Annotated in this window: 17 protein-coding genes and 2 pseudogenes; 3 read left to right on the plus strand and 16 right to left on the minus strand. The window is 65.8% G+C overall.

Annotated elements, in window-relative coordinates:
• Window positions 1-17: 17 nt before the first annotated feature.
• The 5 genes and pseudogenes from ACLI1P_RS12165 to ACLI1P_RS12185 form a co-directional block, all read right to left on the minus strand.
• Entirely contained in the window at window positions 18-1,019 is a 1,002-nt protein-coding gene (locus ACLI1P_RS12165; RefSeq protein WP_411709008.1) for a decaprenyl-phosphate phosphoribosyltransferase, read from the minus strand.
• A complete protein-coding gene (locus tag ACLI1P_RS12170) occupies window positions 1,016-1,543 on the minus strand; it encodes a phosphatase PAP2 family protein (RefSeq protein WP_408932385.1) in 528 nt (175 codons plus the stop codon). Before ACLI1P_RS12170 ends, ACLI1P_RS12165 begins: the two co-directional genes overlap by 4 nt.
• Window positions 1,533-3,494: a glycosyltransferase gene (locus tag ACLI1P_RS12175; RefSeq protein ID WP_411709009.1), complete on the minus strand. Its 1,962-nt coding sequence runs from the start codon at window positions 3,492-3,494 to the stop codon at window positions 1,533-1,535. The genes ACLI1P_RS12170 and ACLI1P_RS12175 overlap by 11 nt, the downstream gene beginning before the upstream one ends.
• A 94-nt stretch (window positions 3,495-3,588) precedes the next feature.
• Window positions 3,589-3,745 (minus strand): annotated as a pseudogene (locus ACLI1P_RS12180) (protein tyrosine phosphatase); the annotation flags it as partial.
• A gap of 474 nt (window positions 3,746-4,219) precedes the next feature.
• Window positions 4,220-4,573: a hypothetical protein gene (locus ACLI1P_RS12185; protein WP_408932383.1), complete on the minus strand. Its 354-nt coding sequence runs from the start codon at window positions 4,571-4,573 to the stop codon at window positions 4,220-4,222.
• Window positions 4,574-4,864: 291 nt separating this feature from the next.
• Between ACLI1P_RS12185 and ACLI1P_RS12190 the strand changes: the two genes are divergently transcribed.
• Window positions 4,865-5,074 carry a hypothetical protein gene (locus ACLI1P_RS12190; RefSeq protein ID WP_408932382.1) on the plus strand — a complete coding sequence of 70 codons (210 nt, stop codon included), beginning with the start codon at window positions 4,865-4,867 and terminating at the stop codon, window positions 5,072-5,074.
• Window positions 5,075-5,083: 9 nt separating this feature from the next.
• Window positions 5,084-5,251, plus strand: coding sequence for a hypothetical protein (locus ACLI1P_RS12195; RefSeq protein ID WP_408932381.1), 168 nt, complete (start codon window positions 5,084-5,086; stop codon window positions 5,249-5,251).
• Between the two features lie 17 nt (window positions 5,252-5,268).
• Here the strand turns inward: ACLI1P_RS12195 and ACLI1P_RS12200 are convergent, their stop codons facing one another.
• The 9 genes from ACLI1P_RS12200 to ACLI1P_RS12240 all read right to left on the minus strand — a co-directional run bounded on the left by ACLI1P_RS12200 (window position 5,269) and on the right by ACLI1P_RS12240 (window position 16,109).
• Entirely contained in the window at window positions 5,269-7,002 is a 1,734-nt protein-coding gene (locus ACLI1P_RS12200) for an ABC transporter ATP-binding protein (RefSeq protein WP_411709010.1), read from the minus strand.
• On the minus strand, window positions 6,999-8,777 hold the full coding sequence (locus ACLI1P_RS12205; protein WP_239180850.1) for an ABC transporter ATP-binding protein: 1,779 nt from the start codon (window positions 8,775-8,777) through the stop codon (window positions 6,999-7,001). Before ACLI1P_RS12205 ends, ACLI1P_RS12200 begins: the two co-directional genes overlap by 4 nt.
• Window positions 8,774-9,457 carry a class I SAM-dependent methyltransferase gene (locus ACLI1P_RS12210; RefSeq protein WP_411709011.1) on the minus strand — a complete coding sequence of 228 codons (684 nt, stop codon included), beginning with the start codon at window positions 9,455-9,457 and terminating at the stop codon, window positions 8,774-8,776. The genes ACLI1P_RS12205 and ACLI1P_RS12210 overlap by 4 nt, the downstream gene beginning before the upstream one ends.
• Before the next feature lie 73 nt (window positions 9,458-9,530).
• A complete protein-coding gene (locus ACLI1P_RS12215) occupies window positions 9,531-10,268 on the minus strand; it encodes an ABC transporter permease (protein ID WP_095534860.1) in 738 nt (245 codons plus the stop codon).
• Window positions 10,265-11,017 (minus strand): ABC transporter permease, encoded by a 753-nt coding sequence (locus tag ACLI1P_RS12220; protein ID WP_095279056.1) that lies wholly within the window; start codon window positions 11,015-11,017, stop codon window positions 10,265-10,267. Before ACLI1P_RS12220 ends, ACLI1P_RS12215 begins: the two co-directional genes overlap by 4 nt.
• Window positions 11,014-12,057 (minus strand): ATP-binding cassette domain-containing protein, encoded by a 1,044-nt coding sequence (locus ACLI1P_RS12225; protein ID WP_239180856.1) that lies wholly within the window; start codon window positions 12,055-12,057, stop codon window positions 11,014-11,016. Before ACLI1P_RS12225 ends, ACLI1P_RS12220 begins: the two co-directional genes overlap by 4 nt.
• Window positions 12,054-13,130 carry a saccharopine dehydrogenase gene (locus ACLI1P_RS12230; protein ID WP_257157145.1) on the minus strand — a complete coding sequence of 359 codons (1,077 nt, stop codon included), beginning with the start codon at window positions 13,128-13,130 and terminating at the stop codon, window positions 12,054-12,056. Before ACLI1P_RS12230 ends, ACLI1P_RS12225 begins: the two co-directional genes overlap by 4 nt.
• A 166-nt stretch (window positions 13,131-13,296) precedes the next feature.
• The gene (locus tag ACLI1P_RS12235) at window positions 13,297-15,498 is read right to left on the minus strand and encodes an ATP-binding cassette domain-containing protein (RefSeq protein ID WP_411709012.1); all 2,202 of its coding nucleotides are present in this window, start codon (window positions 15,496-15,498) and stop codon (window positions 13,297-13,299) included.
• Window positions 15,499-15,605: 107 nt separating this feature from the next.
• Window positions 15,606-16,109 carry an ECF transporter S component gene (locus ACLI1P_RS12240; protein ID WP_408929726.1) on the minus strand — a complete coding sequence of 168 codons (504 nt, stop codon included), beginning with the start codon at window positions 16,107-16,109 and terminating at the stop codon, window positions 15,606-15,608.
• 627 nt (window positions 16,110-16,736) lie between these two features.
• On the opposite strand from ACLI1P_RS12240, the pseudogene ACLI1P_RS12245 reads away from it, so the two are divergent.
• A pseudogene (locus ACLI1P_RS12245) lies at window positions 16,737-17,120 on the plus strand (IS110 family transposase); the annotation flags it as partial.
• Between the two features lie 2 nt (window positions 17,121-17,122).
• Here the strand turns inward: ACLI1P_RS12245 and ACLI1P_RS12250 are convergent.
• Window positions 17,123-17,731 carry a three-helix bundle dimerization domain-containing protein gene (locus tag ACLI1P_RS12250; RefSeq protein WP_306508374.1) on the minus strand — a complete coding sequence of 203 codons (609 nt, stop codon included), beginning with the start codon at window positions 17,729-17,731 and terminating at the stop codon, window positions 17,123-17,125.
• 50 nt (window positions 17,732-17,781) lie between these two features.
• Window positions 17,782-18,018: a hypothetical protein gene (locus tag ACLI1P_RS12255; RefSeq protein ID WP_408929727.1), complete on the minus strand. Its 237-nt coding sequence runs from the start codon at window positions 18,016-18,018 to the stop codon at window positions 17,782-17,784.
• Between the last annotated feature and the right edge of the window lie 5 nt (window positions 18,019-18,023).

Genomic DNA, 18,023 nt, shown 5'->3' on the forward strand with positions numbered 1-18,023 from the left:
GCGGGTGCGATTCTTAATTATCCGGCAATCACCGGGATCACGTAGACCGCCATGGCGATACAGGCCAGCCACAGCAGGGCCAGGATCTGCAGGACGCGATCCTCCAGCGCAATCTCATCCGGGGCGCCGCCGTTGCCGCGGTCGACGTCCGCAGCGTAGCGCAGGATGGCGATGGTGAACGGAACCATGGAGACCTGGTACCACACGCCGGCCGGGCCGTCGGAGTCGCTGGAGAGCTGGAAGCCCCACAGGGAGTAGGACATGACCACCGCGGTGGCGGCCAGGGTCCACACGAAGCGCAGGTAGGTCGGCGTATAGCCCTCGAGGGACTTGCGGATCTTCGCGCCCGTGCGCTCCGCCAAGAGGATCTCGGAGTAGCGCTTACCGGAGGCCATGAACAGCGAGCCGAAGGCCGCGACCAGCAGGAACCACTGCGATAGCTCGATGTCCGCCGCCACGCCACCAGCCATGGTGCGCAGCATGAAGCCGGAGGACACCAGGGCGATATCGATCACCGGCATGTGCTTCCAGCCAAAGCAGTAGCCCAGCTGCAGGCCGATGTAGATGGCCATGACCACCGCCAGATGCGGGCCCGCGGTGGCCAGGAAGGACAGGCCAATCGAGCCGACGATGAGCACCGCAGCCATGGCGTAGGCCAGGCCCACCGGCAGCACGCCCGCCGCAATAGGGCGGAAGCGCTTGGTCGGGTGCGCGCGGTCTGCCTCCACGTCGCGGGCGTCGTTGATGAGGTAGATCGACGACGCGCCCATGCAGAAGACGATGAAGGCCAGCAGGACGTCGAGCAGCACGCGCGAGTGGAACAGGGACTCCGCGCCGGCGGCCGCGGGGGCAGCCAAGACCAGGACGTTTTTGACCCACTGCTTCGGGCGCAGGGCCTTGACCATGCCGTCTGCCAGGTTTTTCGGCGGCTTGCGCTTGCGTCCGGTATCGATGCCGGAGGTGTGCGGCTCGGAGTGGAAGACTTTCTGCTCGCCGTCGTCAGTGCGTGAAGTGCTCATCGGGTCTTCCTTTCATAACGGTGGAATGCCTCGGCGGTGGCCGCACCCAGCAGGGCGCCGAGTGCCGTGTCGGACGGGTAGTGCACGCCGAGCACCATACGCGAGGCCATCATCACCGGCACGCCCAGCAGCGGCGCCGGCGTGCCCAACACGTGAGCGGCCCCGACGAGGAACGCGCTTGTCGACGTCGCGTGGGAGGACGGAAACGACAGCTTAGACGGGGTTTTCACGCCGACCTTCACGTAGTCGTAGTCCGGGCGCTGGCGGCGCACAATGCGCTTGATCACAACGCTGGCCGCGTGGGCGCTGAATGCGCCCACACCGACATAAGCCCACTGGCGGCGGGCGGCGGGCTTCGCGTAGTTCACGCCTGCTCCTAGCGCGGACAGTGCCATCCAGCCCAGGGCGTGCTCGCCGATGTGGCTAAGGCCCCGGGCGGTGGGCAAGACGCCGGGAGCGTCGAAAGCCACGTCCTGGATCTTTTCCAGAATGTGGGATTCGGCGACGGAAAGCTTACTGGGCATCGAAGACCTTTCGCCAGGACTCGCGGGAGGTCAGCTCCGGCAGGGCCGCGCGGTACTCGGCGCGCAGGTCGTCGAAGTTGTCCTCGATCTCGTTGAGCAGCTCGCGGGTGGAGGTGACTAGTTCCTTGGCCAGCTCGCGGTCGCGCTTGCGGAAGGCCACGCCGGTGCCGCCCGCGGTGGAGACGGTGGCGGAATCCACACGGGAGAGCGTGAACCAGCGGGCCTCCTCCGGGGTGAGGTTGAGCTGCGGGGCCTCGTGGTGGACGCGGTCCTCCTTGCTCACCAGGTGCTTGGCGGACTTGATGAGCCACGGGATCTTCTTGATCTTGCCCAGGCGGCCGCCGATGTTGCGCGTCGGCACGCCCGGTGCGCCAGTGGCCGGGGGCAGCTGGTCGGCGGACTCGATGATGACCGCGTCGGAGTAGCCCTTGCGGATCTCCGCGATGCGCGGCAGGGAGGACTCCAGGATGTCGAAGAGCTGATCCGGGCCGGCCAGGAAGTCCTTCATGGCTTCCAGCTGGATGGCCATGGTGGAGTATTCCATGCACATGGTGTGCTTGAGCGTGGACTTGAAGATGGACTTCGTAATCCCGCGCGCATTCCCCTCGTGGTAGAGCGCGGCCACGATGAGCCGGTTGCGCAGGTGGAAGTAGGCCTGCCAGTCGATGGCATCGTCCTTATCTGCCCACGCCATGTGCCAGATGGCCGCGCCCGGCCACGTCACCGTGGGGAAGCCGTGGGCGGCGGCACGCAGGGAGTACTCCGTGTCATCCCACTTGATAAACAGCGGCAGCGGCTGTCCATTGGTCTCCGCCACGACACGCGGGAAGAGGCACATCCACCAGCCGTTGTATTCCACGTCCACGCGGCGGTGCAGCGCGCGGGAGTCGTACTTCTTCGGGTCCAGGTGGGATTCGCGGGTGCCGATGGCGCGCAGCGGGTACTTGGCAAAGTCGTGGTCGTAGACGGCGTGCTCGGCCGCGCCCCACATGAAGTCGGCGCGGTTGACGCGCTCGCCGGTGGTGCGCAGCTGGGAGCGCTCCTGCAGGTTGAGCATCTCGCCGCCCACGATGAAGGGCTTGGCGGCGTAGCGCGCTACCTGCACCGCGCGCAGGATGGAGTCCGGCTCGATGGCGATGTCATCGTCCATGTAGAGGATGTAGGGCGAGTCGGTGTTCTCCAGCGCTTCAAACATGATGCGGGAGTAGCCACCCGAGCCGCCCAGGTTGCCCTGGCGGAACTCGCGGAAGCGCTCGCCAAAGTGCGCCACGGCCTCGTCGTAGCCCGGCTCATCCGCCGGGTGCTGGTTGCCCTGGTCCGGCATGAGGACGTAGTCGATGATGCCGTCCACCACCGGGTCCTCCGCCAGCGCCTGCAGCGCCGCGACGGCATCCGTCGGGCGGTTGAAGGTGGGAATGCCCACGGCCACGCGCTTATCCCGCGCCGGGTACTCGCTGCCGTCCGGGAGGATCTGCGGCTGCGGGGCGTGGGGGGCGGCCCAGGAGGCGTCGGCAAGCACGGTGTCTTGCACCGCCGCGACGTCGAACCACAGCAGGCCGCCGTCCTCGAAGTTCTTCAGCGGCAGCTCGAACTCGTGGTGGCCGGTGGTCACCACGTGGTTGGCCACCGCAATGCGCTGGCCGTCCTGCTTGGAACGGTAGAGGGAAATATTGGCCTCGCCCTCGACGTCCATGACCAGCACGATGGACTTCAGCTGGGACCAGCGGCGCCAGTAGGCGGCCGGGAAGGCGTTGAAGTAGGTCTCGAAGGAGGCTTCCTCACCAGCCGGGATGGTCACGGAGGTGCGCCCGCTCCAGCTTAGGCGCTCGCGGTTGCGCTCCGACTCGATCAGGTAGAGCATCTGGACGTCGCTCGGCTCGCCGCGCTTGGGCAGCAGGATGCGCTGGACGGGTTCTAGTGCTTCGCGCGCAGCAGAATTGTTGGCAGTCACGATATCTTCGGTTCTCCACACGGTTTTCGACAGTATTCAGAAACCCAGAATAGTGGTTTGTCGGGACAGCACTGAGATCCCACGCGGCGGAAAGCTAAGCCGTGACGGCGGCATGCTCCTCGATGGGCTCGATGCCCAGGCGGTTGAGCATGTAAAGCACGCGGGCGCCGAGGTCTCTCAGCCAGCTCGCGGGTCTCCTCTACGGTTTCTACCGTAGCGATATCCCAAATCTTGATGTCCTTGCCGACTTCGTGCGGCGCCAAAAGGAAATCGACCTCGATGGTTACGAACTCATGGCCGCAATTGTCAGAGGCTCAAGAGAGTGTCGAATCGGAGGGAGATTGAGAAAGTAGAGAACAATACTGACTAATTTTTCGCTAACTGACAACTATTAACTCTGTACAATAAGAAGGATACTCCTCATAGCAACACATGATCAGAGTGTCTTTCTTCCTATTTCAGTCAGCTCAAAGAGTCGACTTTAGCGAACCTCTTCCCAACTGCTCCCCAAGTGAGATAAACGCCGGTACAAACAAGAAATGCTGCAAAAAGAACGCCAGCAAGGGAAAACGAAACCTTCAGAGAAATCCCCGCCATCACATGCCCCAATGAGGAACCAAGGATAGCCAGATGCAATGTAGAACTCAGCACAGCGAAAACTACCGACAAGGCCATTGACAAAGTCAAGTAGCAAAAAGGCAAGCCGATGAACCGTGCGACATTGATCATCGGAGTTGCAACACCAATTCGCGCGAGCCGCTCAGTGGTGACTTTAATCTGGTCCACCCCCGCGAAAAAAGAAAAACAGATAGCAATCCAACGAATAGCAAGGGAAGACCAAAGATGATAAGAAAATCCCAGTCTTGAATGCCCTGGCCAAACTGCTCTAATACCAGCACCTCTGTCTGGGAAACCGACAACACAATAGCGGGAATGCCAAGCACGTAGCACAACGGGAGAACTATCGCCTTTGTCGCTGAATGAAGCTCGGCCGAAAGAGCACCAACTATTGAAACACCCGCAGCAATCTTCGAAAAAGACGCCAATAACCTTTCAAGAGAGACAACTACAAAAAGCACTGTTCGACTGCCCACCCGCGGAGTTGACAACCTATATAGGAACACCCCCGACGAGGTGACGAGAATCCCCTCGTCGCTGTCGGACGGCGGTTTCCCGACCGGTGGCCCGGCCGCCGGCAAACCTCACCCGCGGCCGCCCGAGCCCTGTCCATGGCCAAGCCCGGTCTGGTGCCCCCGGCGCCAACGACTTCCGGTGCCGCCCCGGGACGGTGAATTGCCCGTCATCCTCATTCCCGGGACCGGGTCGTCGAACAGCTCATCGGTACCGGTGCCTCGAACCACGGGCCCCGGGTGCACAGCGCAGCCGATCGCTTTGACGTCCACCCCGAGATGCGCCACGGATACTCCCGAAACGCCGGCAAAACGAACGCGCTTGCCTGGGAACAGCAGATCTCCGGTTCCATGCTGCTGAATGAGCTGACCATCGGCGACATCACTCGACCGGGCGTGCGGTACACCTTCCTGGGCACGCGGCACGACAATGCCGTGCTCCCCCACTAAAACTCCTTCGTGCGGGAACCCGGCGTCACCAACATCACCGCCCAAGACGTGTGCCCCGCCCACCGCACCGAGCACTACGGCTTCAATTACGCCCCTGTCGCCCAGGGCATCGTCGAGGACCCGCTGACCGGGACGGCGTGGCGGGACCACTGCACCGGTACCGGACCGGAGCGATAGTCCTCGACGGACGAGGATCAGGCGCCCGGGGAGCCTCCCGTCCGGCACGTCCACGACTCGGCGTAGCGGCCGCCCTTCGCCAGCAATTCATCGTGCGTGCCCCGTTCTGCGACCGTCCCGTCCTCCGAAAGCACGACGATGAGGTCGGCATCGCGGACGGTGTGCAGGCGATGGGCGACGACGATCACGGTGTGATCGCCGCGCAACGCTTCCATCGTGCCGACAATCGCCCGCTCAGTGGCCGCATCCAGCGAGGACGTCGGCTCGTCGAAAAGCACCACCGGGGAATCCTTCAGAAGCGCCCGGGCGATGGCGACGCGCTGCCGCTCGCCTCCCGACAGCAGCGTCCCCTCCTCCCCCACCGGGTTATCCCACCCGGAAGGCAGCAGCTCCACGATGCGGTCCACCCCGGAACGCCGGACGGCCTCGCGCAAGCGGTCCCCGTCACCGGGCCTGGAACCGAATCCGGGGTCGGCGAAGACCACGTTGTCCCGCACGGACGCGTCGAAAAGGAATGTCTCCTGGAACACCGGGGTCACCAGCGAGTTCACACCGTCGGTGCCGATCCGAGGCAAGGGCACCCCGCCAATGAGGATCTCCCCCGAGTCCGGATCATGAAACCGCGACAGCAGCCGCATGACCGTCGTCTTGCCCGCCCCCGACGGTCCCACTACGGCAACCAGTGCTCCCTGAGGTGCACGGAAGCTGACGCCGTCGAGAACCTTCTTATCCCCGTACCCGAAGCTCACGTCGCGGAACTCCACGTCATGCCCGTCGGGCAGCTCCGGTGCGGCAGGTTCGGGAAGGACGGGGATTGCCCGCAGGTCACGCAACGCAGCCAACGTGTTGCGGCCCGCACCGAACCCGCCGGACAACGCTCCCGCCGTGGTGATCGGTCCGGTGAACTGGACGAGCACGATGAGCATCGGCGCCAAATGCGTCGGCGCCATCCCACCCGTCGCGGCGACTGCCACGGCGACGATCACCGCCGCTGTGAACACCGCATGGACGACCGAACCCAACCGTCCGATGGCCGCCCCCTGCGTCGACGTCGCCTTCGCGAACGCATCGTGTTGGGCCCGGATCGCCTCATCCACCATCGCATCCGCCGCCGAACCGTCGCCCGCGGCGCGAATCGCCTGCTGGCCGCGGGTGAACTCGATCAGCCTGCCGGAGACGGCAGCGACGGCATCAGCATGCGCTTCGTCCGACTCCCCGCCGACTCGGCCAATGGCCCGGTAGGCGAAGAAGAGCACCGGCGCCGACGCGACGAGAACCAACCCGACGCGCCAATCCACCGCCAGAATTCCGAGAGCGATGACGGTCGGCGCAACCACAGCAGCGATGACGGGCCGCAGGATCACGTGCGGCACGGACGCCGCGAACGCTATGCCCGAAGACGCCATCTCCGAAAAGCGGCCGGCCGTGGACTTGGTGACGTACCCGAGTGGCAACGTCAGCACGCGTTCGCCCAGGGAACGCAGCAGGGACGACAGCACCGCTGCGGAATTCGCCCTGCCGACCGTCCCCGCGGCGAGGGACAGCACCGCATGGGCGGCCGCGAGGCCGGCGATGACGCCGGTGAAACGCCACGCCGTCGCATCATCTCCCACGGCCAGAGCCGACAGCAGCGGCAGCAGCGCGACGAACGCCGCTCCCTGTGCCAGCGCGGCAAGCGCGGCCAACGCAATGAGCCACGCCAGCGTCATCTTCGAGCGCCGATCCGTCATCGACCACAAGTCCCGGATCATCGGTTCCCTGCCTTTTCATCGTCTGCTTCAGTGCCCCGCGGGGCGGATGGTTCGTCGTCGAGCGCGAACGCGCGCCACAGATCCCGGTAGCGGCCACCGCGCGCAAGCAACTCGTCGTGGGTGCCCGCCTCCGCGACCGCTCCCCCATCGAGAACGAGGATGCGGTCGGCGTTGCGGATCGTGCTCAATCTGTGCGCAATCACGATCACCGTCCGCGAACGAGCCAAACGCTCGATTGCGGACTGAATGAGGGCCTCGGAAGCCGGATCCGCGTAAGCGGTTGCCTCGTCGAAGATGAGCACCGGCGCGTCCGTGACAATCGACCTCGCGATGGCCACGCGCTGCGCCTCACCACCGGAAAAGGTCACGTCGACGTTGACCACCGAATCCAGGCCCTTCGGCAGCGCCGCGATGACCGTATCGAGGTTCGCGAGCTTCGCGGCCGCCATGATTTCGCCGTCGGTGGCGTCTCTCCTGGCCAGCCGGATGTTCTCCCGCAAGGGCAGGGTGAGCAACTGCGGATCCTGGAACACCACCGACACCGAACGGTGCACGTCGCGCACGGCGATGTCGCGAAGATCGTCGCCGCCCAGCAGCACCGAGCCTTCGACAGGGTCGTGGAAACGCGCCAACAGCCGGGCGACGGTGGACTTTCCGGAACCGGAGGACCCCACCAGCGCCGTGAGGGTCCCCGGTTCGAACGTCGCGGACATCCCGTCGAGGACCCGCGGCCCATCCCCGTAGGAGAAGACCAGGTTCCGAACCTCGAGCGCGCCTCCGTGCACGGGCACCGGCTCGGCGGACTCGGTGATCGGCGGCGTGCCCAGCACCTCCGCGATGGACTTCAGGGCGGTGATCCCCGCGATGATGGGTTCGGAGTTCATAGCCACCCTCACGATCGCCGCGGAGAGTCCAAGGCCGAGAACCAGCCCGGCGACGAGCCCCTCCGGTTTGCCGCCCGCGGTGTCCCTCAAAGCGAGGCCGGCGCCGCACACCACTGCGAGGACCGTGATCGGGGACGTCACCACGTCGATGAGCCCGAGATAGATGTTCGACTGCCGGGACCAGGCGGACCACGCGCGGACGAACGACGACGCCGCGGCATCGTAGCGGCCCGCGCCCTGGCTGGCGCGTCCGAAGGACTTCATCACCGGGATGCCGCGCACCAACTCGATGACCGCAGCCGTCACTTTTTCAGAGGCTCGTTCGTAGTCGCGCTGAAGACCGGCTCCGCGCGAAATCATCACGCCCATCAGGGCGAAGGTGACCAGCACCGGGACGACCGCCACCGCCGCGATCCGCCAATCGACCGCGACGAGCGCAATGAGGGAAAGCAGGGGAACCAGCACCGCCACCACGGTCTCGCCGACGGTGTGGCCCATGAGCTGGTGGACGGCCGCGACGTCCTTCTCAACCGACCCGATGATCCCCGACGAGCGCCGGGCGTCCAGCCAACCCAGCGGCAGCTTCCGGATATGGGCAACCAACCGGCGCCGGAGGTAGAGCTGCAGGTCGTTATCCGCCCGGTGCGAGAGCATGCCGGCGGCGCCGTCCGCAGCCATTCGCACCGTCGCGGCGACGACGATGACAACCACGGCCAACCACGTCCGATGCACCGGGGCCTCCGGGTACGTCATCGCGATGTCGATGATGCCGACCAGCGAAGCGACGGTAGCCACCGACGACAGGACGGACAACGCGACCACCGCACGCATCCGGGTCCGGATCGGGGCGAGCAGCGACCACGGGCCGACGGTCCCGTCCACGGCGCTCACTTCCCCGCCTCCCCGATCGCGCTTTTCTTCGCGAGAGTGCAGAAATACACCATGCCGGCGCGTGAGGCTCCGTCCAGCTTCAGCCCGTTGGCTTCGGCGAGGTCCTCGAGCTCGCTGCCCCGGAACACCCGGTGGCCCATCTTCGCCATGACGACCATGTCGACCCGCTCGTTCACGTCGGGATCCTCGACGAACGTCTGCACGTAAGCGATGCCGCCGTCGGCGAGCAGCCCGGAGACCCTGCCGAGCGCGGCTCCCGCATCCTTCATTTGGTGGAGCGCGCCACACACCCAGCTTTCACAGGCCCCGCCGGGCTCTCCCGCGAGCGGCGTGAGGATGTCGGCAACGTGGAATTCCGTCCGGGCCCCGAGCCCGTCGGCGGCGGCGCGTTCGCGGGCGATGCGGATCGCATTGGGCGACAGGTCGTAGCCGACGATGTTCGCCCTGCGATAGCGAGACTCAGCGGCGAGCGTGCGGGCGAGCCACCCGGTTCCACAACCGAGGTCGAGGACCCGGGCCGGCGCATCCGGCCCGGGATCCAGCGCACGGAGCTTCCGGTACACGGCGGCGGCGTCCATCGGTTCGCGCGCATAGCGGCTTAGGAACCTCGGCTGGACCTTGTCCTCGTAGGCCGCGAGGAGCCTGCGGTTGTTCTGGACGATCTGGGCGATCGACTTCATCTGGTTCTGTCTCCGGGTGTGTGGGCCGCGTCCACGCGGCGGTTTCGGGTTAGATGCTCGGATTCGCGGGCCGTCATGCAGACTCCCCCGGCCTCGTTTTCACGGCGATGCCCCACGCCGCGAGCACAGCGATACCAAAGAACCAGGCCGCGCAGACCACCAGACCCGCAGCCCCGGTGCCGTTGACGGCCTCGCCGGCCGCGGATACGGGGGTGTGCCCGGCGATTCCGCGCAGGAGGGGACGGAAGTGGTCGGCGGGCATGAGCACCGTGTTGACGAACATCGCAACGATGATTAACGGGATGAGGGCCACGGATCCCTGGGGGCTGGTGATGGAGAACGCGATGTACGTGCCGGTGCATGCGGCCGCCGCGGCAACCATCGCGCCGGTCACCGTGATCCTCCACCACCAGGACACCTCAGGGGGGCTGTCGGAAAGCAAGGCGGCCACCGCCGCGACGACGACCGTCATCGCCATGATCCGGATAAACTCGGCGATGATCCGTGCGGTCGGCACGGCCGCGTACGGTGCCGGCATGGTGATCAACCGCTCGTGGAGGCCATTGCTGCGTTCAACGAACACAGTGGACGATCCCGTGATGGCCAAGATGAACGCCCACGTCGTCACGACCAGGATGACCGCGTTCGGGAGTTCGAACTCTCCGGTGAGCTGCCTGACCAGGCCACCGAACATGCGGTTGACGATGAACAGGTACACGAGCGGAGCAATGAACGTCATGAACCAGAAGTCAGGGCGCCGCAGCCAAGTGTGGACGATGCGCCGCAGATGCACGAAAATGGCGTCGATCATGATTCGCTCCTCAAGGTGAACCGGCGGATGAACAAGACGATTCCGGCGACCGCCGCGACACCGAGCCACAGGGCGGCCTCTTCCCCGGCACTATCCGGGAAGGCATCCGGGGACGCCGCCCTGATCACCTCGATGATCGGCGAAAACGGCATGTGACGTACGACGTCGCGCAGGGAGCCGTCCAAAGCGGTCGCCGGAATGAACGCGGTGGAGAACATGAGCAGCAGCATTTCCAGCGCCTGGATCGATGAGGCTGTCGACACCGGGGCGGGCACCATCAGGATCACCCCGTCCGTGACCAGGGACAGGACCGCGGCGGCGAGCAGTGACCACAGGACTGTCCACGCGACGTCACCGAGAGCCATGTCGAGGCCGCAGGACCACGCGACGACCAGCAGCGCCGCGATCGACGCGGACATCCGCAGCACATCGGTGGCGAGCCTGCCGGCGACATAGCCGCCTGTGGCCCCGGGCAACACGCGCACGCGGTCAACGAGCCCGGATTCGACGTCCTGTCCCACCGCCATCGCCGACGCCGCGGCGGTGAACATCGCCGCCTGGAACAGGCAGCCGCCGAGCACGAAACGCAGGTACCCGAAGCCGGATTGCCCTGCCGAGTACCCAAACACCGCGTACAGGCACAGCAGGAAGAGGGGAGGAACGACGAACATGGAGATCAGCGACGCGGTGTTGCGTCGCAACAGCAGCAGATCCCGACGGAGGAACGCCGCGACCGACGTCGCACTCATCGCGCCGCACCCCCTGCGTTCATCGATATGAATACCTCGTTGAGGGTGGGCGGCGACACGCTCAGCGAATCCGGCAACGCGTCCGAGGCCTCCATCGCCTGCGCCACCGCCTCGAGGACCTGCGGTCCGGGGTCGACGTCGAGGGACACCGACTTCCCCGCGACGCGGGCGCCGTCCAGGCACGTTCCTCCGAGGCAGCGGGCGAACGCCTCCGCCTCGGCGGTGGTGGCAAAGGACACGCGGAGCACGTGCGACCCGAAGTCGCGGCGCAATTCCTCCGGCGTTCCGCTGGCGACGATGCGGCGGTCCTTGAGCAGATGGACGTGGTCTGCCAGCGCCTCCGCCTCTTCCAGGTACTGGGTGGTCAGCACCAGGGTCATTCCGTCGTCCCGCAATTGCCGGATGAAGCCCCACAACTCTTCGCGGCTGACCGGGTCCAGCCCCGTCGTGGGTTCGTCGAGGAACAGCAACCTGGGCACGACGCACAGCGACGCGGCGATGTCGAGGCGGCGCCGCATGCCACCCGAATAGGCCGACGCCAGCGTCGAGGCACTGTCCGCGAGCGAGAATTGCGCGAGCAGTTCCGTCGCGCGGGCGGCCGCGTCGGCGCGGTCGAGTCCGCGCAGACGCCCGAAGAACTCCAGGTTCTCCCGGCCGGTGAGGTTCTCGTCGATCGCCGCGAATTGGCCGGTGGTGGCAATGGCGGCGCGCACGCCCGCCGGATCCTCTTTCACATCGCGCGAGAAGATGCTCACCTCGCCGGAGTCTGCGGTGATGAGCGTCGACAGGATTCGGATGAGGGTGGTCTTGCCTGCGCCGTTGTGGCCAAGGAACGACACGATCGACCCGGCGGGCACGGTGAAACTCACGCCGTCGAGCACATGCTTGCGCATCCGGGCGCCGCGCTTTCCCTTGCGCCCGCCGTCCGGCGGAGCACCTGCCCCGCCTTCGGGCGCGGTGCCGGCTGTGCCCGCAATCGGGTAGCTCTTCGTGAGGTCGCGGACGACGATCGCCGCACCCCGTTCAGCTTGATCCGTCATCGTTTCTCCTTTTCTTTGGTGTCGCAGTGGGCCGCTGCCGGCAGTGGCCCCGTGGTCGGGTTGTCATGCGGCGTTTCGATATGGATGCCTGCATCGCGGGCGAAGGCGAGGACCGGTTCGAGGAGCCGGGGGTGGCTGACGAGATCCCGGCACCCCGGCGCGACCGGCTTCCCCGCGACCGACGCAACGGTGGCGGCAATGGCCGCGGTCATTTTGTAGGAACCCGGGCCAGTTGCCCGGACGACGGTTGTCTCGGCCGCCGACCCCGCATCGCCCGCGCCGGCGGAGGACAGTGCGATGACCAGCTCGGCGGGTTGCGGAGTGCCGTTCGCCCGCGCCTTCCGCGACGTCACGGCCGCCCCGAGACGGGCGAGCAGACCGGAGACGACGGGCATCGCGTACAGTCTCGACGTGCGGATCTTCTCCACCGACTCATCGGGGAGAGCATCGAAGGCGACGTGATAGGAAAATCCGAGGATCGAGGGGCACACCCCGCGTACGACGTCGATGTCCGGGCATTCGTAGCCGATTCCGCTTTGCGACGACACCAGGTTGCGCCGCACTTCGACGATGGCGCCGCCGAGCATCGCGCGGTATCCGCCGCGAATGGTCCGGAACATCGACTCGACCGACGCGGCCCCGGATTCCTGGTCGGCGCCAATTCGCAGATCGACCCGCACATCGCGGACCTCTTCGGTCCCCGCAGCGCAGGCCCCGAGCATCAACAGGGCCGTCGACAAGCCCGGGCACAGGCCGAACCCGGTGAGCACGGGAACCCCCTCCCGCCGAGCATCCCCGTCGAGGGCCATGATTGCGCGGCGGGCGTCGATCGAATCGTTGACGTCGATGTACCCGGTGCCTGAGTCGATGCAAGCACGGGCGAGTGAGTCTGCATGCACCTCGAACGGGCCGATGCCGGCTTCGGCCAACCGAGTCGCAGCCGCCACCGCCTCCGCATGGACCCGGCCGTACGGGACGAGGACGTCCCGCCGATTCTCGACGAAGGTGATCCCCTTCTTCGTCTCATCGGCCTTGTCCCGAAGCACGTCGCTGATGGTCCGGATCGTGTTCACTGGTACCTCTTTCGGTTGTCGGCGCCATGCCGGTGCCGGGCGGACCGGGCCCGCATGGCGCGACCCGGAGGATGTGTCTGAAGGGTTGAAGCAACTGGGTGGGGCGCGTCTCCGTACAGGCTCGGAAACGCTCGCGGGCTCGGGGCCCGCCGGTTCCGGGTGCCCGTCAAGTCACTGCGGACACAAGGGCCGCAACGAAGGCCGCGGCGGACGCTGCGGCCGCGAAACCGTCACGCACTCGCCAGGGGTGATCGGTGCGGAAGGTACGCCCCGGATGGCGGCCGAAGTTGCGCATCACCAGGGTCAGGGACAGCTTTTCGGCGCAGCGCACGGCGCTGACGAACAGGGGAAAGGCGATGCGCGCGGGCGTCGTCGCGCGAATGAAGCCGGAGCGGAAAGACTGCCCCGGTCGCATCGAGCGCAATCTAATCGCCCATGTCAGCTGGGGGATTTCGCTGCGCAGGAACGCCGCGATGCTCACCCCGGAAATCGCTATGGTGCACCATGTGTAGGGCACCCGGAGGCGTTGTACCATGGCGTCGAAAAGCTCCTCGACGCGCATACACGCGGAGACCAGGACCGTCCCCGCAAACACGGCCGTCAGTAGCAGTCCGTGATGGATGCCGTGGCGGACAGCCTCCGCCGGATCCCCACTGCCGTAGAACTCGGAGCGCCACCCGAGCAGGCCGAAGAACACCCCGATTAACAGGACGAGGAGGACCTTCCCCGCCGTCGCCCGAACGTCACGTTCCGCGATCGCAGCGAGTGCGAGGAACGCGACCCCCGTCAGAGCGAGAACGGCGTCTCCGCCGGAGAGCAGCCCGGCGACGAGGACGAGCATCACCGCCGCGACAATCGTGATGGCGTTCAACCCCGCGCGCCTTCGAGCGGCGGATCCACTGGTCCAGGGGCTTTCGTCCAAGGACGTCCGTGCGCCGGCCGCGGGCAGTGCGCGATCCCGCCGGGACGACTCCGGGGAAGCCGGCACGTCGGCTGCGGGACCGGACCAGGCGACCTTCCCTTCGGCGACGATGCTCGCCCGATCCGCCCACGTTCGCGCAGCACGGCGGTCGTGGCACGTGAACACAACGGTTCCGCCGGCCCCTGCGTATTCCGCTAGGGCATCCAGTACGATGCGCGAGCTCGGCGAATCCAGATGCGCCAACGGCTCGTCGAGAAGCAGCAAACGGCGATTGGCCGCCACCGCCAGGAAGATGCCCAACCGTCTTTTCTGTCCGCCCGACAGGACGAACGGCGAGACGGGGTCAAGTGCCCGGGGGCACAAGGCTTCCCGCAGTTTCCGCAGCTCATCGGCGCCGAGTGGTCCGTGCGGGTCCGTGCCGGCCAGCGCGGAGTCAATTTCCGCGGCGACGGTCGCGCGGGTGAACTGGTGCTCGGGGTTCTGGAACGCCAACGACGCGAAGGCGTCGGGGACGCGCCGGGCGGACGCGCCGTCAATCCGGAGGTCCGCTCCCGCCTTCATCTGGCCCGACAGCACCGCCAGCAAGGTGGACTTACCGGCTCCGTTGGCACCGACTAGGGCATGAATCTCGCCCCGCTCCAGTGTCAGATCGGCCCCGTTCAGGATCCTCTCCCCGCCTCGGGCCACGTGGGTTCCGGTCAAGGCCAGCAGTGGAACGGCCTCCGCCTCCGATTCCGGATTGGGACGGTCCGGCACCCCCGTGCCCGGCGTACTGGCGTCCGGCGTTCCGGCGGTCGCGGCCGTCGTCGCAATGCCCTTCACCGCGATGCCATCCGGCGCTCCGTGGGCGGCGACGCTCCCGTCCGCATCGAGGATCGTCACCGTGTCGACCCACCCGTCGAACGGGCGGAGGTCGTGCTCGATGAGCAGGATGACGCGCCCCGGGGCCCGCAAATCACGGATGGCGGCGAACAGCGACCGGCGACCGTCCTCGTCGACGTGGGCCGCGGGCTCGTCGAAGATCATGACCTCCGGCGCCCTGGCCACCGCACCGGCGATGGCCATCCGCTGGCGTTGCCCGCCCGACAAAGCCCACGGATCCTTCTCCGCGAGCTCTGACAGCCCGAGCTCTGATAGGGCCGCGGCTGATCGCTTGGCGACGATACCGGCTTCCACGAGGGAAAACTCGAGGGCCATGGCCACGTCATCTACGACTCGGAGCGTGAGCACCTGCGTCGCCGGGTCTTGCCCGACGAAGGTGACCCGGTCCCCGTCCACGGGGCGTTCGGTGCCGTCGGCATCGACGATGTGCACGAATCCGGCATGGTCGATGGGGATGTGCGAGGGAATCAGTCCAGCGATGAGGTGGGCCAGGCTCGTCTTTCCGCATCCCACGGGTCCCGTGATGGCGTTTATCGTGCCGAAATCGAAGGAGAGATCCACCATGTCGGGTGCCCATCGCCCATCGGCGTGCCGCACGCCCGCGCCCCTAACCCGTAACCGGGCCGGGGCCGTCCCGCGTGTCGCACCGGCGCACGCGGGTGCTCCGCCGGTCACCGGGTGACCCCGCGGCTGCGAAGCCCCTTTGCGACGGCAAAGCCCAGGACCAAAAACACCAAGCTCGATGCCAAGGCTATGGCGAAGCTGATCAGGGTCATGGGCGTGGTCGGCGAGTCGACGCCAACTGCGCGCGGGGCCATCGTTCCCATCAGCGCGGAGAACAACATCGCCGACGCCACGAACTGGGTACGCGTCCACCGCCGGTACAGGGTGACCATGAATGGAAGCTCGATGAGCAATCCTTCCATGATCAGCGCCCCGATCGCGGCGACGCCGAACGGGGTGGTCGCCGCGGACACGACGCCCATGGCAAGGCACGCAATGAGGCTCGCGCCAGGCTTGCGGACGACGATGAGGGGAACGACACACTGCAGGAACCACAACCCGAGCGTCGCCGCGACGAGATAAACGTGGGCGATGCCGGCGAACACCTGCAGGTAGGTCAGGGGCACGACGACGAGAGACCCCGCGACGCCGATCGCGGCGGCGACGAGCATATCGCGGGTGGATGGTCGGCCACCCGCTGCGACCGGTGCGACGTGTACCAACCGCCCGTCGTCCGTCTGCGACGCCACCGCGTCACCGTCGCCCGTCCCGTCCGGGCCCGCGTCCCCGACTCCCCCTCCGGAGAGGGGTTCTCTGGTCGATCCACGTTTTCTGTTCATCGTCGCCGCCTCGCTTCCGTTGCCGATTCCCGATCGGAACATAACTTGAAACAGTATTAGGTTAGGCAATCCTTATCCACTTATGCCAGACTCGAATTATTGACTTTGCCCCCGCTCCCCCCCATTACGTTGTTAGCAGTTCCACCTCAGGGCACCGAAGATTCATAGCCTGTCCACCCGATTGGGCTGGTTATGTTTATTTCCGGTCCCTCCGTCTGAAAGGACAGTGGAACTAGTCGCTGGCTTCGGTATGGCTTATTCCCGCCCCTGTCTGAAAATGATCCGGGGGTGATGCCGCCGAAGACAGTGACATCCTCAAACTGCTAATAGGAACCCGACCCAGCCCAGGTGGTATGAGGTCTCACAGTAATGTGGATGCCAGCGCAAGCATGTCCGACAACCCCAGCGATGAAGCTTAAATAGTCCAACTTCTAATTCATCGCTAGGAGGCATACACCCATGGCCTATGACTTCGTCATTGGCGTAGACGTCGGCAAATACTTCCACCACGCCTGCGTCCTCGATCCCCAAGGCAGGCAAGTCCTGTCCAAACGCATCAATCAGCATGAAGGCTCGCTACGCAAGCTCTTCGGCCAATTCCTCGCCAACAACGCCTCGGTCCTTGTCATTGTCGATCAGCCCAACAACATCGGCCGATTAACCGTCGCAGTCGCCCAAGACATGGGGGCAGATGTTCGCTATCTACCAGGGCTTGCAATGCGACACCACGCCGGCAACTCCAAGACCGATATACGCGACGCCTACGTCATCGCCCATGCCGGCCTTAACCTTCCAGATTCCCTGCGCAGTGTCGACCGCGTTGAGGAAGTCTTTATCCAGCTGATTTAGGCCGTGACAGCGGCATCCTCCGAGATGGGATCGATGCCCAGGCGGTTGAGCATGTAGAGCACGCGGGCGCCGAGGTCATCGGCCAGCTCGCGGGTCTCCTCCACGGTTTCTGCCGTGGCGATGTCCCAGATCTTGACGTCCTTGCCGGCCTCGTCGCGCGGGATCTCGCGGCCGAGGTAGACAATGAAGTCAGGGATAGTCACCAGACGCAGGTCCTCGACGTAGCGGTCCGGGTGCTCCGCCATGCCGCGCTCCTGGAGCACGTGGGCCATGTGGGAGTCAGGGTCGTTTTCCGGGTGGGCTACGGCGGCGTCCACCAGCAGCGCGTTACCGGCATACTTCTTCGTCAGTGCCACGGCGGCCTGCGCCAGCGCATGGTCGGCACCTGCCGAGAAACGCACGTGGATGCGGTGGCTGCCAAAATGCTCGCGCACCTCGCGCTCCACCATCACGGGGACAAACTCTTCTAAGGTTGCACCAGCTTCGTGCCGCTCGATCGTGGCATCGAGGAAGGAGTCAATCTCCTGCGTGGTGTGCTCGTGGCCATAATCGGCATGCAGGTCGTGGCGCAACGTATCGAAACGGCGGGCATTAGGGGAAGTCATCTCTAAACTCACTTTCTGTTCGCCTATTGTTAACCTGCTGTTAACTTTAATCAATCATTGAGCACCCGACAAGTTTTTTGTGCGGTGCCCCGGCCCCGTGCGCTGGCGAAACCTCCCAGAGAAAGGCCAAAGGCCCGCCGGGTGTTCCGGCAGGCCTTCTTGGATTGTTCCTTCTTCTTATCCGGTATCCGCGTTGCGCGGCTGCGGAGCTTGAGGTGCTCCTCAAGCCGCTCCGGGGACATCTTCCACATGCGGCGGTCTGCGCGCTTCTTCTTGCGCTGGGCCATGCCGT

It is taken from the genome of Corynebacterium tardum, assembly GCF_046717785.1.
Taxonomy (GTDB): Bacteria; Actinomycetota; Actinomycetes; order Mycobacteriales; family Mycobacteriaceae; genus Corynebacterium.